We start from the raw sequence: 15,309 nt of genomic DNA on the forward strand, positions 1-15,309 counted from the left end.
CCCTCACCGTTCGTCCTCCGTGACGGTGATGGCGCCCACCGGGCAGGCCCGTGCGGCCTCCCGCACCAGCGGGTCGCCGCCCTCCTGCCCGCCGGGCAGCAGTTCGCTGTAGCCGTCGTCGTCCTGGGTGAAGACGCCGGGCGCGGTGAGGGCGCACTGCCCCGCTCCGATGCAGACGTCCTTGTCGATGGAGATGGAGATGGAGATGTCGCCGGTCATGGGCCCAGCCTCTTACCAGGTCACGGGGAGTTCCAGCATCCCCTGGATCGTGTCTCCGGGTTTGAAGGGGATCTCGTCCGCCGGGGCGGCCAGCCGCAGACCGGGCAGCCGTGCGACGAGGGAGCGCAGGGCGATCTCCAGCTCGGCCCGGGCCAGGTTCTGTCCGAGGCACTGGTGGATGCCGAACCCGAAGGCGACATGGTGGCGGGCCGGCCGGTGCCAGTCCAGGGTGTCGGGCTCGGGGTAGGCGGCGGTGTCGCGGTTGATGACGGAGGTGGAGAAGAGGACGCCCTCGCCGGCCCGGATGGTCGTGCCCGCGATGTCGATGTCCTCGGTGGCCACCCGCAGCAGACCGTCCGCGATGGACAGGAAGCGCAGCAGTTCCTCGACCGCCGCGGACGTCAGGCCAGGATCGGCGCGCAGCTCGGCGAGCCGTTCGGGATGCCGGAGCAGGGTGAACGTGCCGAGGGAGATCATGTTGGCCGTCGTCTCGTGCCCGGCGACCAGCAGGAGCGTGGCCAGGGAGACCAGCTCGGCCCGGTCCAGCCCTCCCTCCCGCACCTGCTCCCGGATGAGCTCGTCGAGCAGCCCGTCGCCCGGCTCCTCACTCTTGCGGTCGATCAGCTCCCCGAGGTAGGCGTCCAGCCGGTTGCGGGCGTCCTCGGTGTCGGCCGGTGCCGGGCCGCGCAGCAGCCTGCGCGACTGCTCCTCGAAGAACTCGTGATCGGCGTAGGGGACGCCGAGCAGCATGCAGATCACCATCGACGGCAGCGGCAGCGCGAAGGCGCTCACCAGCTCGGCGGGCGGACCCGCGGCCTCCATGGCGTCGAGGAGCCGGTCGACGGTCTCCTGAATGCGCGGGCGCAGCGCGGTGGCCCGCTTGAGGGTGAAGGTGGGAACCAGCATGCGGCGCTGTGTGTGGTGCTCGGGGTCGTCCGCGCCAAGCAGCGCCACCCTTCGGTTGCGGGCGGCGGCGAACCGTTCGGTGGTCGCCGGGAACGCGGGCCGGGTCCGGTCGGAGGACAGCCGGGGATCGGCCAGCAGATCACGGGCTGCGGAGTGCCCGGTGACCACCCAGACGTCGCGCCCGTCGTACAGGGTGACCCTGGTCAGGGGCCGATCCGTGCGCAAGGGGTCGTAGGCGGCGGGCGGGTGGTAGGGGCAGGTGCGGTTCTGCGGGAAGGCGACGGGCTCTGACATGGCCGTACCGGGTTTCGTCATGGATGACCTCGCACGCGAAGATTCGCTCTTGCCGATCATCAATTAGATGCCCCAGGCATCTACAGAACCACCCGAAGTTCGGCCAGTTCCGCCGGATGCCGGATATGGCGGAACACCGTCGTCCGGCCGCACAGGCCGCGGGGTCACGCCGCGGCCATCGTAATCCGGTTGCCTCGCAGCCGCCCTTCCCCCCAGGATCGGCGCATGCCGATCACCGAAGCCTTCCTGCTGCCGACCTGCGCCGACGTCCGTCCCGTGCGGGTCCAGCAGCAGCCCGGCCGCCGCCGGAGGCCCGGCCTGCCCCGATCGTGACCGCCGCGGTCGTGGCGGGGCTGCTCGCGGGCTACGGCATCGCCGTGCCCGTCGGAGCGGTCTCGGCCTATCTCCTCTCCCTCACCGCCCGCACATCCCTGCGCACCGGGGCCTGCGCCGCGCTGGGCGTCGCCACCGCGGACGGGGTCTACGCCCTGGTGGCGACCCTGGGCGGCACGGCGCTCGCCGCCGTGCTGCAGCCGGTGCTGGTGCCGCTGCGCCTGCTGTCCGCGCTCGTGCTGATCGTCATCGCGGTGGCCGGCGCGGCCGCCGCCCTTCGCCGGTACCGCTCCCCCGCGACCGACGCCACGACCCGCGCGGCGCCGTCGGGCCCGGCGCGGGCCTACCTCGGGCTGCTGGGCATCACGCTGCTCAATCCGACCACCGTCGTCTACTTCACCGCCCTGGTGCTGGGCGGCCGCACCACCGACGCCGTACGGCCGCTGGAGCAGGGCACGTTCGTCCTCGCGGCCTTCGCGGCGTCGGCGAGCTGGCAGCTGACGCTGGCCGGCGGCGGCGCACTGCTCGGCCGCGCGCTGACCGGACCGCGCGGGCGCCTGGTGACGGCGCTCGCCTCCAGCGTGGTGATCGCGGCGCTGGCGGTGCGGATGACGACGGGGCCGGTGTGACGCAAAAGCCGCCCCCGCCCCGAGAAGCAGCTGGCCGGTCCTGGCCCCCGGCGCGCGGTGAGGATGAACGGCGCAACGGCTGGTGTTGAATCATGAAGCGGGCCGCCCGCGGCCGAGGCCGCGGGACGCGCCCGCACCGACGAGAACAGCAGCCGTACGCGACGATGGGACGGAATGCCATGCCTCTTGAGGGCGAGTACGAACCCAGCCCGACGCAGTGGGTCCGCGAACAGGTCGAGTTGTACGAGAGCTCGGGCGGCACCGAGGGCACGACCCTGCTCGACACCGGGCTCCCGGTGGTCATCCTGACGAGCCTGGGCGCCAGGAGCGGCAAGATCCGCAAGACACCGCTGATGCGCGTCGAGCACGAGGGACGGTACGCCGTGGTGGCCTCGCAGGGCGGAGCGCCCCGGCACCCGGTCTGGTACCACAACATCACCCGCCATCCCGCCGTGGAGATCCAGGACGGGCCGGTGCGCCGGGAGATGACGGCCCGTGAGGTGACCGGCGAGGAGAAGGCGGTGTGGTGGGAGCGGGCGGTCGCGGCGTATCCGCCGTACGCCGACTACCAGAAGAAGACCGACCGGGAGATCCCCGTCCTCGTCCTGGAGCCGACCGGAAGCTGAGCGTCACCCCGCCCCGGGGCCGGGTGAGCTGTGGTCCTCGCCCTGCCGGGCCTCGACCCGGCGGTTGCGGTGACGATCCGCGTGCATGATCCGCCCTCGGCCGGGCACCTGCCCTTCAGGCCCCGCCGTGGTCCCCCGTCGCGGCGGGGCCGTCCCCGTGCCCCGGCCGCCGGGCCTGCGCGCGGGTGGCGGCGTCCGTGATGTCGAGGAAGATCTGATCGGCCTCGGGGACGGTCCGCGCGACCGAGCGTTTGATGCGCACCGCCACGTCCTCGACCTCCTCGCTGTCCAGGCCGGGGGCCAGGTCGACCCGGGCGGCCACCAGGGTGGACTCCAGCCCCAGCTGCATGGTGAGCAGCGCCTCCACACTGTCGATCTCCGGCTGCGCCTCCAGCAGCGCATGGATCCGGCGGCTGTGCTCCGGATCGGCGGCGTGGCCGATCAGCTGGTCGCGGGCGTCGCGGCCGAGCCGGTAGGCGACGTACACGAGCAGCGCGCCGATCGCGAGTGAGGCGGACGCCTCGTACGCGACCTGTCCGGTGACCATGTGGAGCACCATGCCGACGATGGCGAGGAGCACCCCGAGCACCGCCGTGCTGTCCTCCGCCAGGACCGTGCGCAGCGCCGGGTCCCGCAGTGCCCGCCCGTGGGGACCGGGCTGCCGGCGCACCTGGTGGAGGGCGCGCAGCAGGGAGGCGCCCTCCGACAGCAGCGCGACCCCGAGCACGACGAGCCCCGCCACATAGCCGCTGTGCGATTCGTGGGCACCGCCCTTGAGCGCCTCGAAGCCCTGGAAGAACGAGAAGCAGCCGCCCATCACGAAGATGCCGACGGCCGCCAGCAGCGACCAGAAGAACCGCTCCTTGCCGTACCCGAAGGGGTGGCTGCGGTCGGCCGGGCGGCGGCTGCGGCGCAGGGCGGCCAGCAGGAAGACCTCGTTCAGGCTGTCGGCGACGGAGTGCGCGGCCTCCGACAGGAGGGCGGGCGAGGCCGCGGCGATTCCGCCCACGGCCTTCGCCGCGGCGATCAGCAGATTCGCTCCGAGTGCCACGAGCACCGTGACGCGTGTCCTGCGGTCCGGGGTCCCGCGGGGTCGTACGGGTTCTCGTCCCGGCGGGTCGCCGTGGGAAGGCGCCGGACGCGACGGCGCCCGGTTCGCCGGCTGTGCGCTCGAGGATGTCCCGCTCACGTGGCCCGACTGCCCCCGTGCCGGCGTCTCACACGGTGTCGGGACGGAAATCCGGGAAACCCGACCGGCGTGCGGGCGGACGCCCGGGTCAGGAGCGGCAGTGATGGTCGAGGGCAACAGCGCGTACGGCGGGACGCGGTTTCGGCGGTCCCCGAGTCACTTCGCCGACCGCATCACGGCCGACGGCCGCGACGGCTGGCCCGTGGCGGCCGGACGCTACCGGCTGGTGGCCGGCAGGGCCAGCCCGTGGGCGAGCCGCGCCGTGATCGCGCGGCGGCTGCTCGGTGAGTACGAGGAGGCGTACGGTGATGTGTTCCGCCGGCCGGGGTGGCTGTCGGAGCGCCTGGCGGGGCGGCGCTGTCTGGTCGGCGACACGATCACGGCGGCCGGCATCCGGCTGTTCACCACGCTGGTCCGCTTCGATCCCGTCCACCACGGCCACTTCAAGCGCAACCGCCACAAGCTCACGGAGGACCGGGTGCTGTGGGCGTACGCCCGGGACCTCTACCAGACGCCCGGATCCGGTGACACCGTCGACTTCGACCACATCAAACGGCATTACCACCGGGTGCACACGGGCATCAACCCGACCGGCATCGTGCCGCTCGGTCCGGACCTCGCCGGCTGGCTCACCTCCCACGGCAGGGAGCGGCTCGGCGGGCGCCCGTTCGGTGACGGCACCCCGCCGGGACCGGTGCCGGCGGACGAGGAGGTTCCGGCCGCCGGACGGCCCTGAGCGGGCACGGAACCACGAGAGACGAGAAAGGAGAGGGACGTGGCCAGGGACAAGAAGAGCAAGCCGAAGCTTCCACTCGTCTACAAGCCCGTGGGGTTCGCCCTCGGCTGGGCGAGCGGAGCCCTCGCGGGGGTCGCCTTCCGCAGGACCTGGAAGGCGCTCCGCCACGAGGACGACGCGCCCGACGCGCTGGACAGGGACCGCGGTTGGGGAGAGATCCTGCTCGCCGCCGCCGTACAGGGTGCCCTCTTCGCCATCGCCCGCAGCGTGGCGGACCGCACGGGGGCGAAGGCCATCGAACGCTCGACGGGTGTGTGGCCGGCCGCCGCGAGGGGCGGCCGGGACTGAGCGCCGCCCCGCCGCGCGCCCGCCCGCCGTCTCACCCCTGCTTCGGCGCGATGCTCCTCGTACGGCGCAGGATGAAGGAGTGCCCCGCGGGATCGGCGCAGCCGCGTTCCTCGTACGGTCCGGGCGCGTTCTTGGCGTCCAGCGGGCGGCCCCCGAGAGCGACCACCCTGCGCTCGGCCGCGTCCAGGTCCTCCACCAGGAAGTCGAGGTGGGCCTGGAGGGAGTTCTCGGGGCGGGGCCAGCTCGGCGGGGCGGCGTTGACGTCCCGGCGGAACGCCATCCGTACCCCGTCGGCGCCCCGGATCTCCACCCGGTTCGCGGTCGTGTCGGTCTCCTCGCCGTCGAGCAGTTCCCGGTAGAACGCGGCGAGTTTCTCGGGTTCGGCGCAGTCCAGGACGACGACGCCCGCCACCACCAGTGCCATGCTTCCTCCGTGGGGATCGGGGGGCGGGCGCCGGCCCGCCCGCATCCGCTGCCCGGGTATCCCCGTCCCCGGGTTTCAGTCGGTCACGGGCCACGCCCAGGACGACGGGGCCGGTGCGACTCGCGGGACAGGGCCTAGGCCCGCCGCAGAATGCGGTTGGCGCCGGCCGCGGCCGTGGTGGCGAGGAGCCAGCCGAGGCAGACGAGGAGGACGGCCGCCCATTGCAGTGCCCCTCGGGGACTGAATGCCTGTTCCTGCCCGAAGTCGACGAGGGGCAGCAGCAGGTCGAAGGTGTAGATGGCGGGCTGGAAGTGCGGCGGCTTGCCCGGGTCGACGGCCTGGGGCGGCCACAGGCTGAACAGCAGGGTGCCGCTGATCATGATGGCGGCGAGCCACCACACGGCGCGCAGGGGCCGGTAGCCGTAGCCCACGGTGATGTCCTGCAGGCCGCTCCACAGTCTGCCCGGCCAGGCGAAGGTGCCGCGCAGTCGCCGCTGCTCGGCGAGCAGCACGGTGCGGGCGTCACCGTCCCTGCCGTGCTGCCGGTAGGCGGCCGCCAGCTGTTCGTACGGCTGCGGGGTGAAGCCGTCCGGATCCCGGGCGAGCAGGGGCAGCCGCTCGGCGGCGGGGAGTTGGGGCAGCAGGCTGTCGTAGACGACCCCCTCCAGCCGTATCGCCTTCGGCCAGGTGTCCGGGGTGCCGCGCAGGACCGTGACGCGCGTATGGCTGAGGTCGACGGTGCCGAGCACGGGTTCGCGCGTGCTCAGGAAGAGCTCGGACGCGGTCGAGCGGCGGCAGGTCAGGGCGGGCCGTCCGGCCGGTACGTCGATGACGGCGTCCTCGAAGCAGACCCTGCTGCGGACGGTGATGTTGCTCAGGGAGATCCTGCCGTGCGCGGTGAACCCGTCGCAGCAGTTGAACTCGGCGCCCACGTCGATGCCGTGGGCGCGCAGCGCCGGGCCGTGCGCGCAGGCGATCGTCGCGCCTTCGAGGAGCACACCGCCGCCCACCCGGGCGTCGCACAGGTCGACGGTGCCCTCGGTCACCGCCCCCCGGCCGTCCAGGTCCCCTCCGATGTGCAGCCGGTTGGCCTGCAGGGCCGTGCCCCGCGCAGTGCGGATCACGGTTCCCTTGAGGAGGACGCTGCCGCGCACGGAGGTGTCCCGCAGGTCGGCGCGGCCGTCGAGTTCGGTGGCCGTCAGGTCCAGGGGGCCGCCGATGCCGGCGCCGTACAGGTCCAGAGGCCCCGTCAGACGGCAGCGGGTCGCCTCCCACTTCCAGCCGACCGTCACGCCCACCGCTGACAGCCCGGGCAGCTCGCAGTCCCGCAGCTCCAGCGCGCCGAGGGACGCGCCGTCGAAGTGCGGGGCCTGTTCGAACCGGCAGGTGCGCAACCGCAGGGTTCCGGCGACATCGGCCTCGGCCAGGTCCAGGCGGCCGGTGATGTGCACGTCCTCCAGCCGCAGCCGGGCGAGGTGGCCGGGCTCGGCCTGGGGCGGGGCGAGCAGCAGCCGGCGGATGGTCGCGGCCCTGACCTCGCCCCCGTCCGCGTACCACTCGCCGCGGCGGTAGGCGGCCCACATCCCCCGCTCGCTCTCCCTCCACCCGACCGGCGCGAGGCTGCCCGACACGTCGACTCCCCCTGTGGTGACGGAAAACGCTGCATCGCTACCCGTCGGGCGCGCGGTGCAACCGGCGGGACGTGTGTGGCGGACGACACGTGCGCAGGGCCTGCCCGCGCAGCGGGCGGCGGTGCAACTGGCCCGTATTTCAAAGACATATGTCAATCGAACATGCTCAAATTCCCTCCATCGAGGGTAACTTGCAGGGCGGGGAACGGTTTTGCGCTCACTTGAGCCCGGCGGCACGTGTCCACGCTCGCGCACGTGTCACCCGGCCCGGTGGCCTCGGCCCCTGCCAGCGGAGTCGGTTGGAGGCGATGTCCACGTGTTGCAGCACGGCCCCACACCGCTCACCCGGCATCTGCGCATCCACCGGAACCGAGGTCACACCGTGCTCGAGTTCCGCGGTGAGATCGATGTCGTCGCGGCGTTCGAGATCATGCCGTTCCTGGACTCCGCGACGGCCCGCCCGCAGCCGCGGATCGTCATCGACCTGCGGCCGGTGGAGTTCTTCGACTGCTCCGGGCTGCGCCTGCTGTACCGGGCCAGGGGGCGCGTCCTCGCGCGAGGCGGCACGCTGCACCTCGTGTGCACCCATCCGCTGACGCTGCGCATCCTGCGGATCACCGGGCTGGCACATGTGCTGCCGCCGTGGACGTCGCTGGAGGAGGCCCTCGGCCGGCCGGAGGCCGCCGGGTCCCTGGAGACCAGCTGATGAAGGCGACGGGACCCGGCGGTCCCGTCGCCTTCACCGCGGTGCGTGTCCGGCCTGCGGCGTCAGTAGGGCCTGCGGGCCATCCGGCGCAGTACCACCAGGCCCGCGATCACGAGAAGCGCGCCGGCCGCGGCGGGCCACAGCTGGGCGCCGGTGTCGGCCAGTCCTCCCGAGACCGCCTGCGGCTCGGTCTGAGGCGGAACGGACGGGGCGTACCCGCCCGAGGTCGGCGCCTGGCCGGGCTGGGCCGCCTCACCGATGCTGCCCTGTCCGGAGCCGCCCGAGCCGCCCTGCGGTGCCCCGGCGGCATCGCCCTGGGCCGCCGATTGCGACGCGTACACCCTGGGCGCCTCGCCACCCTGGTCCCCGCCCGAGCCCGCACCCGGCGTCGCGGTGTCCTGCGCACCGGCCGGCGGGGACGCCGTCTGCTCACCGCCGGTGGAGGTGCCGGGGCCGGTACCGCCCTGACCGCCGCCGGAGGGGGTGCCCGGGGCGCCGCCGGCGTCACCGCCGGACGCGCTCCCCTGGCCACCGCCCGCGTTGCCACCGGACCCGGTCCCCGGGGCGGACCCGCCGTTCCCGCCGTTCCCGCCGTTCCCGCCGGACGAGGGGGATGCGGAGGGAGACGGCGTGTCCTGCGGCTGTCCGCCCGTGTCGCCGCCGCACTGCCGGCCGCTGTTGATGCAGTCGACCACCTGGTTCATCAGCCCGTCCGTCATGACGTTGATGAAGTCGTCGTGGTCCGTGACGGGCTTGTGCAGCTGCTCGGGGAAACCGTCCACCGCGTAGGCGTTCTTGACCTGGCCGTTCTCGATGACCGGCTGCGGCACGTCGTAGACCAGACGCATCGTCAGCTGCGGGATCGCCTTGAAGCCGTTCTGGCAGGTGCCGCTCGCGTCGGCGAAGGCCACGTGCGTGCGGTGGTTGGCGCTGTCGATGTTCTGGCCGTCCCAGCAGCTCTGGAAGGCGAACGTGCGCACCACCTGGCTGCCCTGCGGGCAGATCGGGTACTTCTCCGTCAGCTGGCGGTCCTCGAAGCCGGTGCAGCTCCAGTGGGCGTTGGCGTTCGCCGGGCCGTTGGTGAACGCCTTGGCGTCACCGGTGATGATGCGCAGGAACCGCGGCATCGCCACGACCTGGCTCGTCGGGCTGCCCACGAACGTGATCTCGGCCTGCTGGGCGACCAGGATCCGGCCGACGTTGCCTTCCTTGCCGCCGCCGTCGTTGTTCTGGTCGAAGTCCTGCGTGCCGTCCTGCACCCGCAGCACCGGCCAGTAGTACGACGACTTGTCGTCCTGGTTCTGACAACTCGTCTGGGCCGCCGCGAACGTGTCGTTGTCCGCGAAGGCGTCGTTCGACTGGTTGCCGACGTAGTCGTGCAGGTGGTGCGCGCCGTTCTTCACACCGGGCGCCACGATCACGTTGTCGGTGTTGTGGTTCTTGTTGGCGTTCACACCGCACTTCGTGACGAAGGAACCGGTCGAGGCGTCGGCCTGCCCGGCGGGCCTCCGGGCGTTCGGCTGCACGCTCCGGATGTCCACGAAGTCCGAGGCGACGGGGCCGCTGGCGGCCTGGCCGCCGCCCTGCTGGCCGCCGCCCTGCTGACCGGTGCCCTGTCCTCCGTTCCCCTGCTGCTGCCCGCCGCCCTGGGCGCCGTCGCCGTTCTGGCCGCCACCGCTCTGGCCGTCGTTGCCGCCCTGACCGCCGCCGGCGGCGGCGGTCTGCCCCGGATCGGCGGCGACTCCGGTGCAGGGGGCGAGGCCGTCGATCGAGGACGGTGCGGTGGCACCCGACCCCTGGTACGCGGTCTTGATGCGGTCGATCGCCGCGGTCCGCTGCTCCTTGAGCGGCCCGAGGATCGCGTTCTGGACGTAGCCGGGGTCGTCCGTCTGCGCCTGGCGCGTCGAGGCCAGCCGGGTGTACGCCTCGGTGATCTGCTTGTCGAGGGCAGCCAGTTCCTTGTCGACGGCCGGCTTCACCGCGCTCGGCATGTCGGTCAGCTGCTGGCCCACGTCCGGGCAGTCGATGGTGACGGTGCCCGACGACAGGACCTGGTCGCCGCTCTGGCCGCCGCCCCAGCCTTCCGTGGCCGAAGCGTAGACGTTCACGGCTACCAGCCCCCCTCCGCCCAATATGAGCGCGACCGCTGCGAAGGTCGCGCGCCGTGCGCCTGTAGGGCGTCTGCGCGTGCTGCGTCTCACGGGAGTACTCCTAGACGTCGTGCCGGGCCGGGCATGAAAATCCCCCCGCCCTGTACGCAGATGAAACCGGCCGTGTTCAATCGCCCCGCGAATTCACAGCAATCTCAGAGACGGGGCGGGTTGCCGCCGCACGGCGCCCGGCCCGCCTCCGGGCTGGGGGGCTCCTCGAACAGGGCGCTGACGGATTCGCCGTTGTGAATGCGGCGCACGGCCTCGGCCAGGGCGGGCGCCACGGACAGGATCCGCAGCTTGTCGGCGCGCTCCTCGGCCGGGACCGGGACCGTGTCGGTGCACACGATCTCCAGGACGTCCGGCTGCTCGCTCAGCCGTTTGAGGGCACCGGCGGCGAACAGACCGTGGGTGCAGGCGACACGGATCGACCGAGGCCCCGACTCCCGCAGCCGTTCCAGGAGTTCCAGCACCGTGCTGCCCTTGGCGATCTCGTCGTCCAGCACGATCACATCGCGCCCGGCGACGTCGCCGATGACCGCGCTGATGCTCACCCGGTCGTCCGGAAACCGCTGTTTGGCGCCCGCCGCCACCTGTGCCCCGATCATCCGCGCGAAGGCCGCGGCCTCCTTGGCGTAGCCGAGGTCGGGCGCCACGACGGTGGCCCGCGAGAGGTCGTAGCGCCGGAAGTGCGCGGCGAGCTCCTGCAGCGCGTGCAGATGATCGACCGGGACCGAGAAGAAGCCGTGCACCTGCGGCGAGTGCAGCGTCATGGCCAGGACCCGGCCCGCCCCGGCGGTGACCAGCAGGTCGGCCACCAGCCGCCCGCCGATGGAGATCCGCGGCGCGTCCTTCTTGTCCGAGCGGGCGTACGAGTAGTGCGGCATGACGACGGTGATCCGGCCCGCGGAGGCACCGCGCGCCGCGTCGCACATCAGCAGCAGTTCGACGAGGTGCTCCTGCACGGGGGCGATCAGCGGCTGCACGAGGAAGACGTCCCGCTCACGGCAGTTGGCCTGGAGCTGGACCTCCAGACAGTCGTTGGCGAATCGGCTGATCCGGACGGGGCTGAGGGGCACGCCGAGGTGCGCGCAGATCTCTGCCGCCAGCCGGGGGTGGGCACTGCCGGTGAAGACGGCGATGTCACGCACGGTCCGCTCCTCTCCCGGTCGAAAAGAGCCTGCCCGCCACATGCTACTGAGCGGCCACCGCGAGTGCCCCCGGAGGACGCCGGTGCCGCGCGGCCCGGGTGGTCAGCCGGACAGGATGCCCGGCAGGGCGAGCGCCCCCAGCAGGGCCGCGCCCGCCAGGAGCCAGGCCACGTAGTCCCCGATGTGGCCGGACTGCAGACGGCGCAGCGGGACCGTCCAGGGGCGCTCGCCGAACGGTCCGGGGTGGTGGACGGCGAGCGCGGCCAGCCCCACCGCGAGGGCCGTGGAGGCCAGTCCGAGCAGGAGGCCGCTCACGGTCCAGTGGGGTGGGGTGACCGCCCCGCCCGACGCGGCCTCGTTCACGGAGCGCGCCACGACCCCGGCGAAGCCCGGGACCGCGCCGACGGCGAGGGAGGCGGCGAGCAGCAGGGCGGGGACGGCGGTCATGGTGTCCGGGATCCGGCTCAGACGGCTGCGGGTCTCGGGCCGCTCACCGGTGCCGGGGGTCTCGTAGGAGGAGTCGTCCCGCGGTCTCGGACCGAGCCCGTGGAAGACGCGTGCGGCGACCCGCAGGACCGCGCCCGCCGTCACCGCGGACACGGCGACGAACAGCACGGTCAGCGGTCCGCCGGCCGCCTCCTCGGCGATCGCCTTGCCCATGAAGGTGCCGAACGGCGGCAGTCCGGCGAGTGCCAGGCCGCCGGCCACGAACATCACCCCGACGCCGCGCAGTGTCCGGGCGCGTCCGTGCAGCGCGTGCTCGTCGACCGAGCCGAACCGGTCCAGGAGCACACCGGTGCAGGCGAACAGCGCGGCCTTCACCCCGGCGTGGCCGAGGAGGTAGAGCGCCACGCCGTCGTCCGCCTCCGGGGTGAGCAGGCCGACACCGACGAGGAACAGTCCCATGTGGGCGACCGTCGAGTAGGCGAGCAGCCGCTTCACATGCCGCTGGTACCAGCACATGAGGGCGCCGAGCACGCCGGTCAGGGTGCCGAGCACGAGCAGGGCCCGCTGCAGGTCGGCCGCCGGGATCCCGCCGGGGCCGGAGAAGACGGTGTCGTACACCCGCCAGACGCCGTACACACCGAGTTCGACCATGACCCCGGACAGCAGCATGCAGACGGGGGTCGGTGCGACGGCGTGCGCGTCGGGCAGCCAGAAGTGGAAGGGCACGGCCGCGGCCTTGACCAGCAGTCCGGTCAGGACGAGGACGAAGGCGGCGAGTGTCAGCGCGTCGGGCCCGCCGTGGGCGTCGAGCCCCCGGCCGATCTGGGTCATGGCGAGTTGGCCGGTGCGCGCGTACAGCAGCGCGATGCCCATGAGCATGGCGTAGGCGCCGAGGGAGTTGACCACGGCGAAGGTCAGGGCGCCCTGCACGGCCTTGGGTTCCTCCACGCGATGGCCGGTCAGGGCGTAGGCGACGGCACCCATCAGCTCGAAGAACACGAACGCGTCGAAGAGGTCGCCCGTGAGCGCGAAGCCGGTCATGCCGCCCTGGAACAGCAGCATGAGGGCGGGATACGAGCCGGCATGCCGGCGGGGCGGTTCGTCGAAGTAGTGCCAGGAGTACACCAGGGCGGCCAGGGTGAGCAGCGAGGCGAGCGCGGCCATGCCGAGTCCGGGACCGTTCCCGACGAGGACGATGCCGACGCTCTCGCCGTTCCGGGGCGTCCAGGCGCCGACCCATTCGACCAGCGGCGGCGAGGAGTTGAGGCACAGCCAGATCGCCAGGCCCGCGGTGCCGGCCGAGACCGCGCACCCGGCGCTCTCGGCCGCGACGCGCGGCAGCCGGCGTCCGCACACGATCAGCACGGCGGCACCGAGCAGCGGGATGGCGACGACCAGCGGCAGCAGGTGGTTCATCAGCCGCGCAGCTCCCGCAGTTCGTCCGGGTCGATGGTGCCGTGGCGCTTGGAGACCTGCATGACGAGGGCGAGCAGGAGCGCGGTCACGGTGGCGCCGACGACGATGTCGGTGAGGGTCAGGGCCTGTACGACCGGGTCCACGACGGGCCGCGAGCCGGGCCTGATGTCGGAGTAGACGGGCGCGGTGGCGCCGTCGCGGTAGCCGACGGCGAGCAGCAGCACATAGGTGCCGGACTGGCAGACGGCCAGGCACCCGACCGCATGGATCAGGTTGCGGCTGGTCGCGAGGCCGTGACAGCCGATCAGAAAGATCCAGACGGCCACGAGGTACGGGAGTGCGCTCATCTCGTGCCGCCCTCCTCCCCCTCGATCTCGACGGCTTGGTCCAGGAAGCGGGCGAGCAGGACGACGACCGCGCAGGCGACCTCCATGCCGATGGCGGCGTTCAGGAGCGGGACGGTGCCGCCGGACGACAGGGTGTCGAAGGTGCCGTACGGGAGGAGGGTGTTGGCGAGGAACGCCGTGCCCGCGAGGACGCCCGCGAGCCCCAGGACCAGGTACGCGGAGGCGGCGAGGGCGTCACCGGCCTCGAACAGCCCGACCGGCCGGACGCGTTCCAGGGCGCGGTAGTCGGCGCCGAGGTAGAGCAGGTGGAGGGCCGTCGCGGCGACGACTCCGCCCTGGAAGCCTCCCCCGGGGCTGAGCTGGCCGTGGGCGATGACGTACAGGCCGGTGACGATGGCGACAGGCAGCACGACGAGGGCGTACCGGCGGACGGGAAGGGCGACCTCTTCCGGCTCCGGCCTCCCGCGTTTCTCGTCGCGGGTCTGGCGGAGCAGGACGACGGTGCCGAGGACGGACGCGAAGAGGATGCTCATCTCGCCGAGCGTGTCGAAGGCGCGCTGGTCGAAGTTGACGGAGGCGATGGTGTTGGCGGTCCGCCGGCTCAAGGAGGCGTGCACGGCCCGGTCGCCGTAGGGGTGCCGGTCGCCGCCGAAGCCGGGCAGGCCGAGGCACGCGGCGGCGAGCAGCGCCGCCAGGCCCGCGCCGCCGAGGGCCAGGACGATCAGCCGCAGACGCCGCGTCACCGCGCCTTCCCCTTCGGGCCCTTCCGTCTCCGGGTGACCTTGCGGACCGAGAGCAGCAGGAGGAGCGGAGTCAGCGCGGAGCCCACGGCGAGCTGCGACAGGGCCACGTCGGGGGCCTGCACCACGGTGAACAGCAGGGCGAGGGTGACGCCGAGGACGGACAGGACGAGGGCCTGGCGGACGGGGTCGCGGACGGCGACGGCCGCGGTCGCGGACGCGGCGACCAGCAGCAGGACGACGACGATCAGCGGGTCATCCACGGCGGCTCCCCTGGAATCCGCCCGACAGGGCCCGGGAGGCGACGAGGTTGCCGCCGGTCAGCAGGGCGCCGGTCACCAGCAGTTTGGCCATCGCCCGCCCGGGCCCGGTGGCGGCGCACAGGACCAGGACGACGACGGTTCCCAATGCCGCCGCGGCCAGGGTGACGGCCCGGGCGTGCGGCGGGTCGCCGGCCAGGTCGTCGGCGAGCAGCCGGGCGAAGACGAGGGTGCCGACCGGGCCGAGGAGGGTGAGGAGGAGGGCGACGTCGACGTACGCCGGGCGCCCGTAGCCCTGGGCGAGCAGGAGCAGGCCGGGGGCGGCGAGGGCGCTGGACAGGTTCTGGGCGATGACGCGGCGGCGCAGCGGTCCGGTGGCGACCGCCCACACCGTGGCGCCGACGCCCGCCCCGAGCACGACCGTGGCCGTGAGGGTCCAGCCGTTCACGGGGAGCCCACCGCCCGCCGCGCGGCCCGTGCCGCGACGGCGCCGACGAGCGCGACGGACGTCCCGACGGCCCACTCCAGGGTGTCGACGGTGCTGATGAGGACGAGCCAGAGCACGGTGAGACCGGCCCACCACAGGAGAATGCCGCGTGCGGCCCGGAGCGTCGTACCCGGGTTCATGCGCCACCTCCGCCCCAGCAGCCAAGGAAATGTCCGGTATGTCATCCAAGCACCGCCCCGGCCCCGGTCAGCGGCGGCGCGCGAGCGACTGGTGCCCGGAGTTCCCCTCACGCGCGAGGGGAAACCGCCG

18 protein-coding genes are annotated in these 15,309 nt (G+C 73.0%); 5 read left to right on the plus strand and 13 right to left on the minus strand.

What is annotated here, in order from left to right:
- Window positions 1–3: 3 nt before the first annotated feature.
- A complete protein-coding gene (locus ACZ79I_RS02720) occupies window positions 4–219 on the minus strand; it encodes a ferredoxin (protein WP_471493713.1) in 216 nt (71 codons plus the stop codon).
- 12 nt (window positions 220–231) lie between these two features.
- On the minus strand, window positions 232–1,419 hold the full coding sequence (locus ACZ79I_RS02725) for a cytochrome P450 (protein ID WP_471493715.1): 1,188 nt from the start codon (window positions 1,417–1,419) through the stop codon (window positions 232–234).
- Between the two features lie 329 nt (window positions 1,420–1,748).
- Here ACZ79I_RS02725 and ACZ79I_RS02730 point away from each other — a divergent pair, with 329 nt between their 5' ends.
- Window positions 1,749–2,381, plus strand: coding sequence for a LysE/ArgO family amino acid transporter (locus tag ACZ79I_RS02730; RefSeq protein WP_471493716.1), 633 nt, complete (start codon window positions 1,749–1,751; stop codon window positions 2,379–2,381).
- Between the two features lie 179 nt (window positions 2,382–2,560).
- The gene (locus tag ACZ79I_RS02735) at window positions 2,561–3,007 is read left to right on the plus strand and encodes a nitroreductase family deazaflavin-dependent oxidoreductase (protein WP_471493718.1); all 447 of its coding nucleotides are present in this window, start codon (window positions 2,561–2,563) and stop codon (window positions 3,005–3,007) included.
- Window positions 3,008–3,122: 115 nt separating this feature from the next.
- On the opposite strand, the gene ACZ79I_RS02740 is transcribed toward ACZ79I_RS02735, so the two are convergent.
- Entirely contained in the window at window positions 3,123–4,247 is a 1,125-nt protein-coding gene (locus ACZ79I_RS02740; RefSeq protein ID WP_471504713.1) for a cation diffusion facilitator family transporter, read from the minus strand.
- A 52-nt stretch (window positions 4,248–4,299) separates the two neighbouring features.
- Here ACZ79I_RS02740 and ACZ79I_RS02745 point away from each other — a divergent pair, with 52 nt between their 5' ends.
- The gene (locus ACZ79I_RS02745; protein ID WP_471493719.1) at window positions 4,300–4,932 is read left to right on the plus strand and encodes a glutathione S-transferase C-terminal domain-containing protein; all 633 of its coding nucleotides are present in this window, start codon (window positions 4,300–4,302) and stop codon (window positions 4,930–4,932) included.
- Window positions 4,933–4,971: 39 nt separating this feature from the next.
- Window positions 4,972–5,280: a DUF4235 domain-containing protein gene (locus ACZ79I_RS02750; RefSeq protein ID WP_471493720.1), complete on the plus strand. Its 309-nt coding sequence runs from the start codon at window positions 4,972–4,974 to the stop codon at window positions 5,278–5,280.
- Between the two features lie 31 nt (window positions 5,281–5,311).
- Here the strand turns inward: ACZ79I_RS02750 and ACZ79I_RS02755 are convergent, their stop codons facing one another.
- Entirely contained in the window at window positions 5,312–5,704 is a 393-nt protein-coding gene (locus ACZ79I_RS02755) for a VOC family protein (RefSeq protein ID WP_471493721.1), read from the minus strand.
- Between the two features lie 134 nt (window positions 5,705–5,838).
- Window positions 5,839–7,335: a hypothetical protein gene (locus ACZ79I_RS02760; protein ID WP_471493722.1), complete on the minus strand. Its 1,497-nt coding sequence runs from the start codon at window positions 7,333–7,335 to the stop codon at window positions 5,839–5,841.
- A 319-nt stretch (window positions 7,336–7,654) separates the two neighbouring features.
- On the opposite strand from ACZ79I_RS02760, the gene ACZ79I_RS02765 reads away from it, so the two are divergent.
- The gene (locus ACZ79I_RS02765) at window positions 7,655–8,041 is read left to right on the plus strand and encodes an anti-sigma factor antagonist (RefSeq protein ID WP_471504715.1); all 387 of its coding nucleotides are present in this window, start codon (window positions 7,655–7,657) and stop codon (window positions 8,039–8,041) included.
- A 62-nt stretch (window positions 8,042–8,103) separates the two neighbouring features.
- On the opposite strand, the gene ACZ79I_RS02770 is transcribed toward ACZ79I_RS02765, so the two are convergent.
- The 8 genes from ACZ79I_RS02770 to ACZ79I_RS02805 form a co-directional block, all read right to left on the minus strand.
- Entirely contained in the window at window positions 8,104–10,242 is a 2,139-nt protein-coding gene (locus tag ACZ79I_RS02770) for a DUF1996 domain-containing protein (RefSeq protein WP_471493723.1), read from the minus strand.
- A 104-nt stretch (window positions 10,243–10,346) separates the two neighbouring features.
- Window positions 10,347–11,342 carry a ribose-phosphate diphosphokinase gene (locus ACZ79I_RS02775; protein ID WP_471493724.1) on the minus strand — a complete coding sequence of 332 codons (996 nt, stop codon included), beginning with the start codon at window positions 11,340–11,342 and terminating at the stop codon, window positions 10,347–10,349.
- A gap of 102 nt (window positions 11,343–11,444) precedes the next feature.
- Window positions 11,445–13,205 carry a complex I subunit 5 family protein gene (locus ACZ79I_RS02780; RefSeq protein ID WP_471493725.1) on the minus strand — a complete coding sequence of 587 codons (1,761 nt, stop codon included), beginning with the start codon at window positions 13,203–13,205 and terminating at the stop codon, window positions 11,445–11,447.
- Window positions 13,205–13,552: a sodium:proton antiporter gene (locus tag ACZ79I_RS02785; protein ID WP_471493726.1), complete on the minus strand. Its 348-nt coding sequence runs from the start codon at window positions 13,550–13,552 to the stop codon at window positions 13,205–13,207. The genes ACZ79I_RS02780 and ACZ79I_RS02785 overlap by 1 nt, the downstream gene beginning before the upstream one ends.
- Entirely contained in the window at window positions 13,549–14,295 is a 747-nt protein-coding gene (locus ACZ79I_RS02790; RefSeq protein WP_471493727.1) for an MnhB domain-containing protein, read from the minus strand. The genes ACZ79I_RS02785 and ACZ79I_RS02790 overlap by 4 nt, the downstream gene beginning before the upstream one ends.
- Entirely contained in the window at window positions 14,292–14,555 is a 264-nt protein-coding gene (locus ACZ79I_RS02795) for a Na(+)/H(+) antiporter subunit B (RefSeq protein ID WP_471493728.1), read from the minus strand. Before ACZ79I_RS02795 ends, ACZ79I_RS02790 begins: the two co-directional genes overlap by 4 nt.
- Window positions 14,548–15,000: an MrpF/PhaF family protein gene (locus ACZ79I_RS02800; protein WP_471493730.1), complete on the minus strand. Its 453-nt coding sequence runs from the start codon at window positions 14,998–15,000 to the stop codon at window positions 14,548–14,550. Before ACZ79I_RS02800 ends, ACZ79I_RS02795 begins: the two co-directional genes overlap by 8 nt.
- A complete protein-coding gene (locus ACZ79I_RS02805; protein ID WP_471493731.1) occupies window positions 14,997–15,179 on the minus strand; it encodes a hypothetical protein in 183 nt (60 codons plus the stop codon). Before ACZ79I_RS02805 ends, ACZ79I_RS02800 begins: the two co-directional genes overlap by 4 nt.
- Between the last annotated feature and the right edge of the window lie 130 nt (window positions 15,180–15,309).

Source organism: Streptomyces sp. PSU-S4-23 (genome assembly GCF_055632315.1).

What these genes read in the sequence shown, in the direction of transcription:
- ACZ79I_RS02720 (WP_471493713.1), bottom strand. Translation starts at nt 219, where the DNA reads ATGACCGGCGACATCTCCATCTCCATCTCCATCGACAAGGACGTCTGC.
- ACZ79I_RS02725 (WP_471493715.1), bottom strand. Translation starts at nt 1,419, where the DNA reads ATGTCAGAGCCCGTCGCCTTCCCGCAGAACCGCACCTGCCCCTACCAC.
- ACZ79I_RS02735 (WP_471493718.1), top strand. Translation starts at nt 2,561, where the DNA reads ATGCCTCTTGAGGGCGAGTACGAACCCAGCCCGACGCAGTGGGTCCGC.
- ACZ79I_RS02745 (WP_471493719.1), top strand. Translation starts at nt 4,300, where the DNA reads ATGGTCGAGGGCAACAGCGCGTACGGCGGGACGCGGTTTCGGCGGTCC.
- ACZ79I_RS02755 (WP_471493721.1), bottom strand. Translation starts at nt 5,704, where the DNA reads ATGGCACTGGTGGTGGCGGGCGTCGTCGTCCTGGACTGCGCCGAACCC.
- ACZ79I_RS02780 (WP_471493725.1), bottom strand. Translation starts at nt 13,205, where the DNA reads ATGAACCACCTGCTGCCGCTGGTCGTCGCCATCCCGCTGCTCGGTGCC.
- ACZ79I_RS02785 (WP_471493726.1), bottom strand. Translation starts at nt 13,552, where the DNA reads ATGAGCGCACTCCCGTACCTCGTGGCCGTCTGGATCTTTCTGATCGGC.
- ACZ79I_RS02805 (WP_471493731.1), bottom strand. Translation starts at nt 15,179, where the DNA reads ATGAACCCGGGTACGACGCTCCGGGCCGCACGCGGCATTCTCCTGTGG.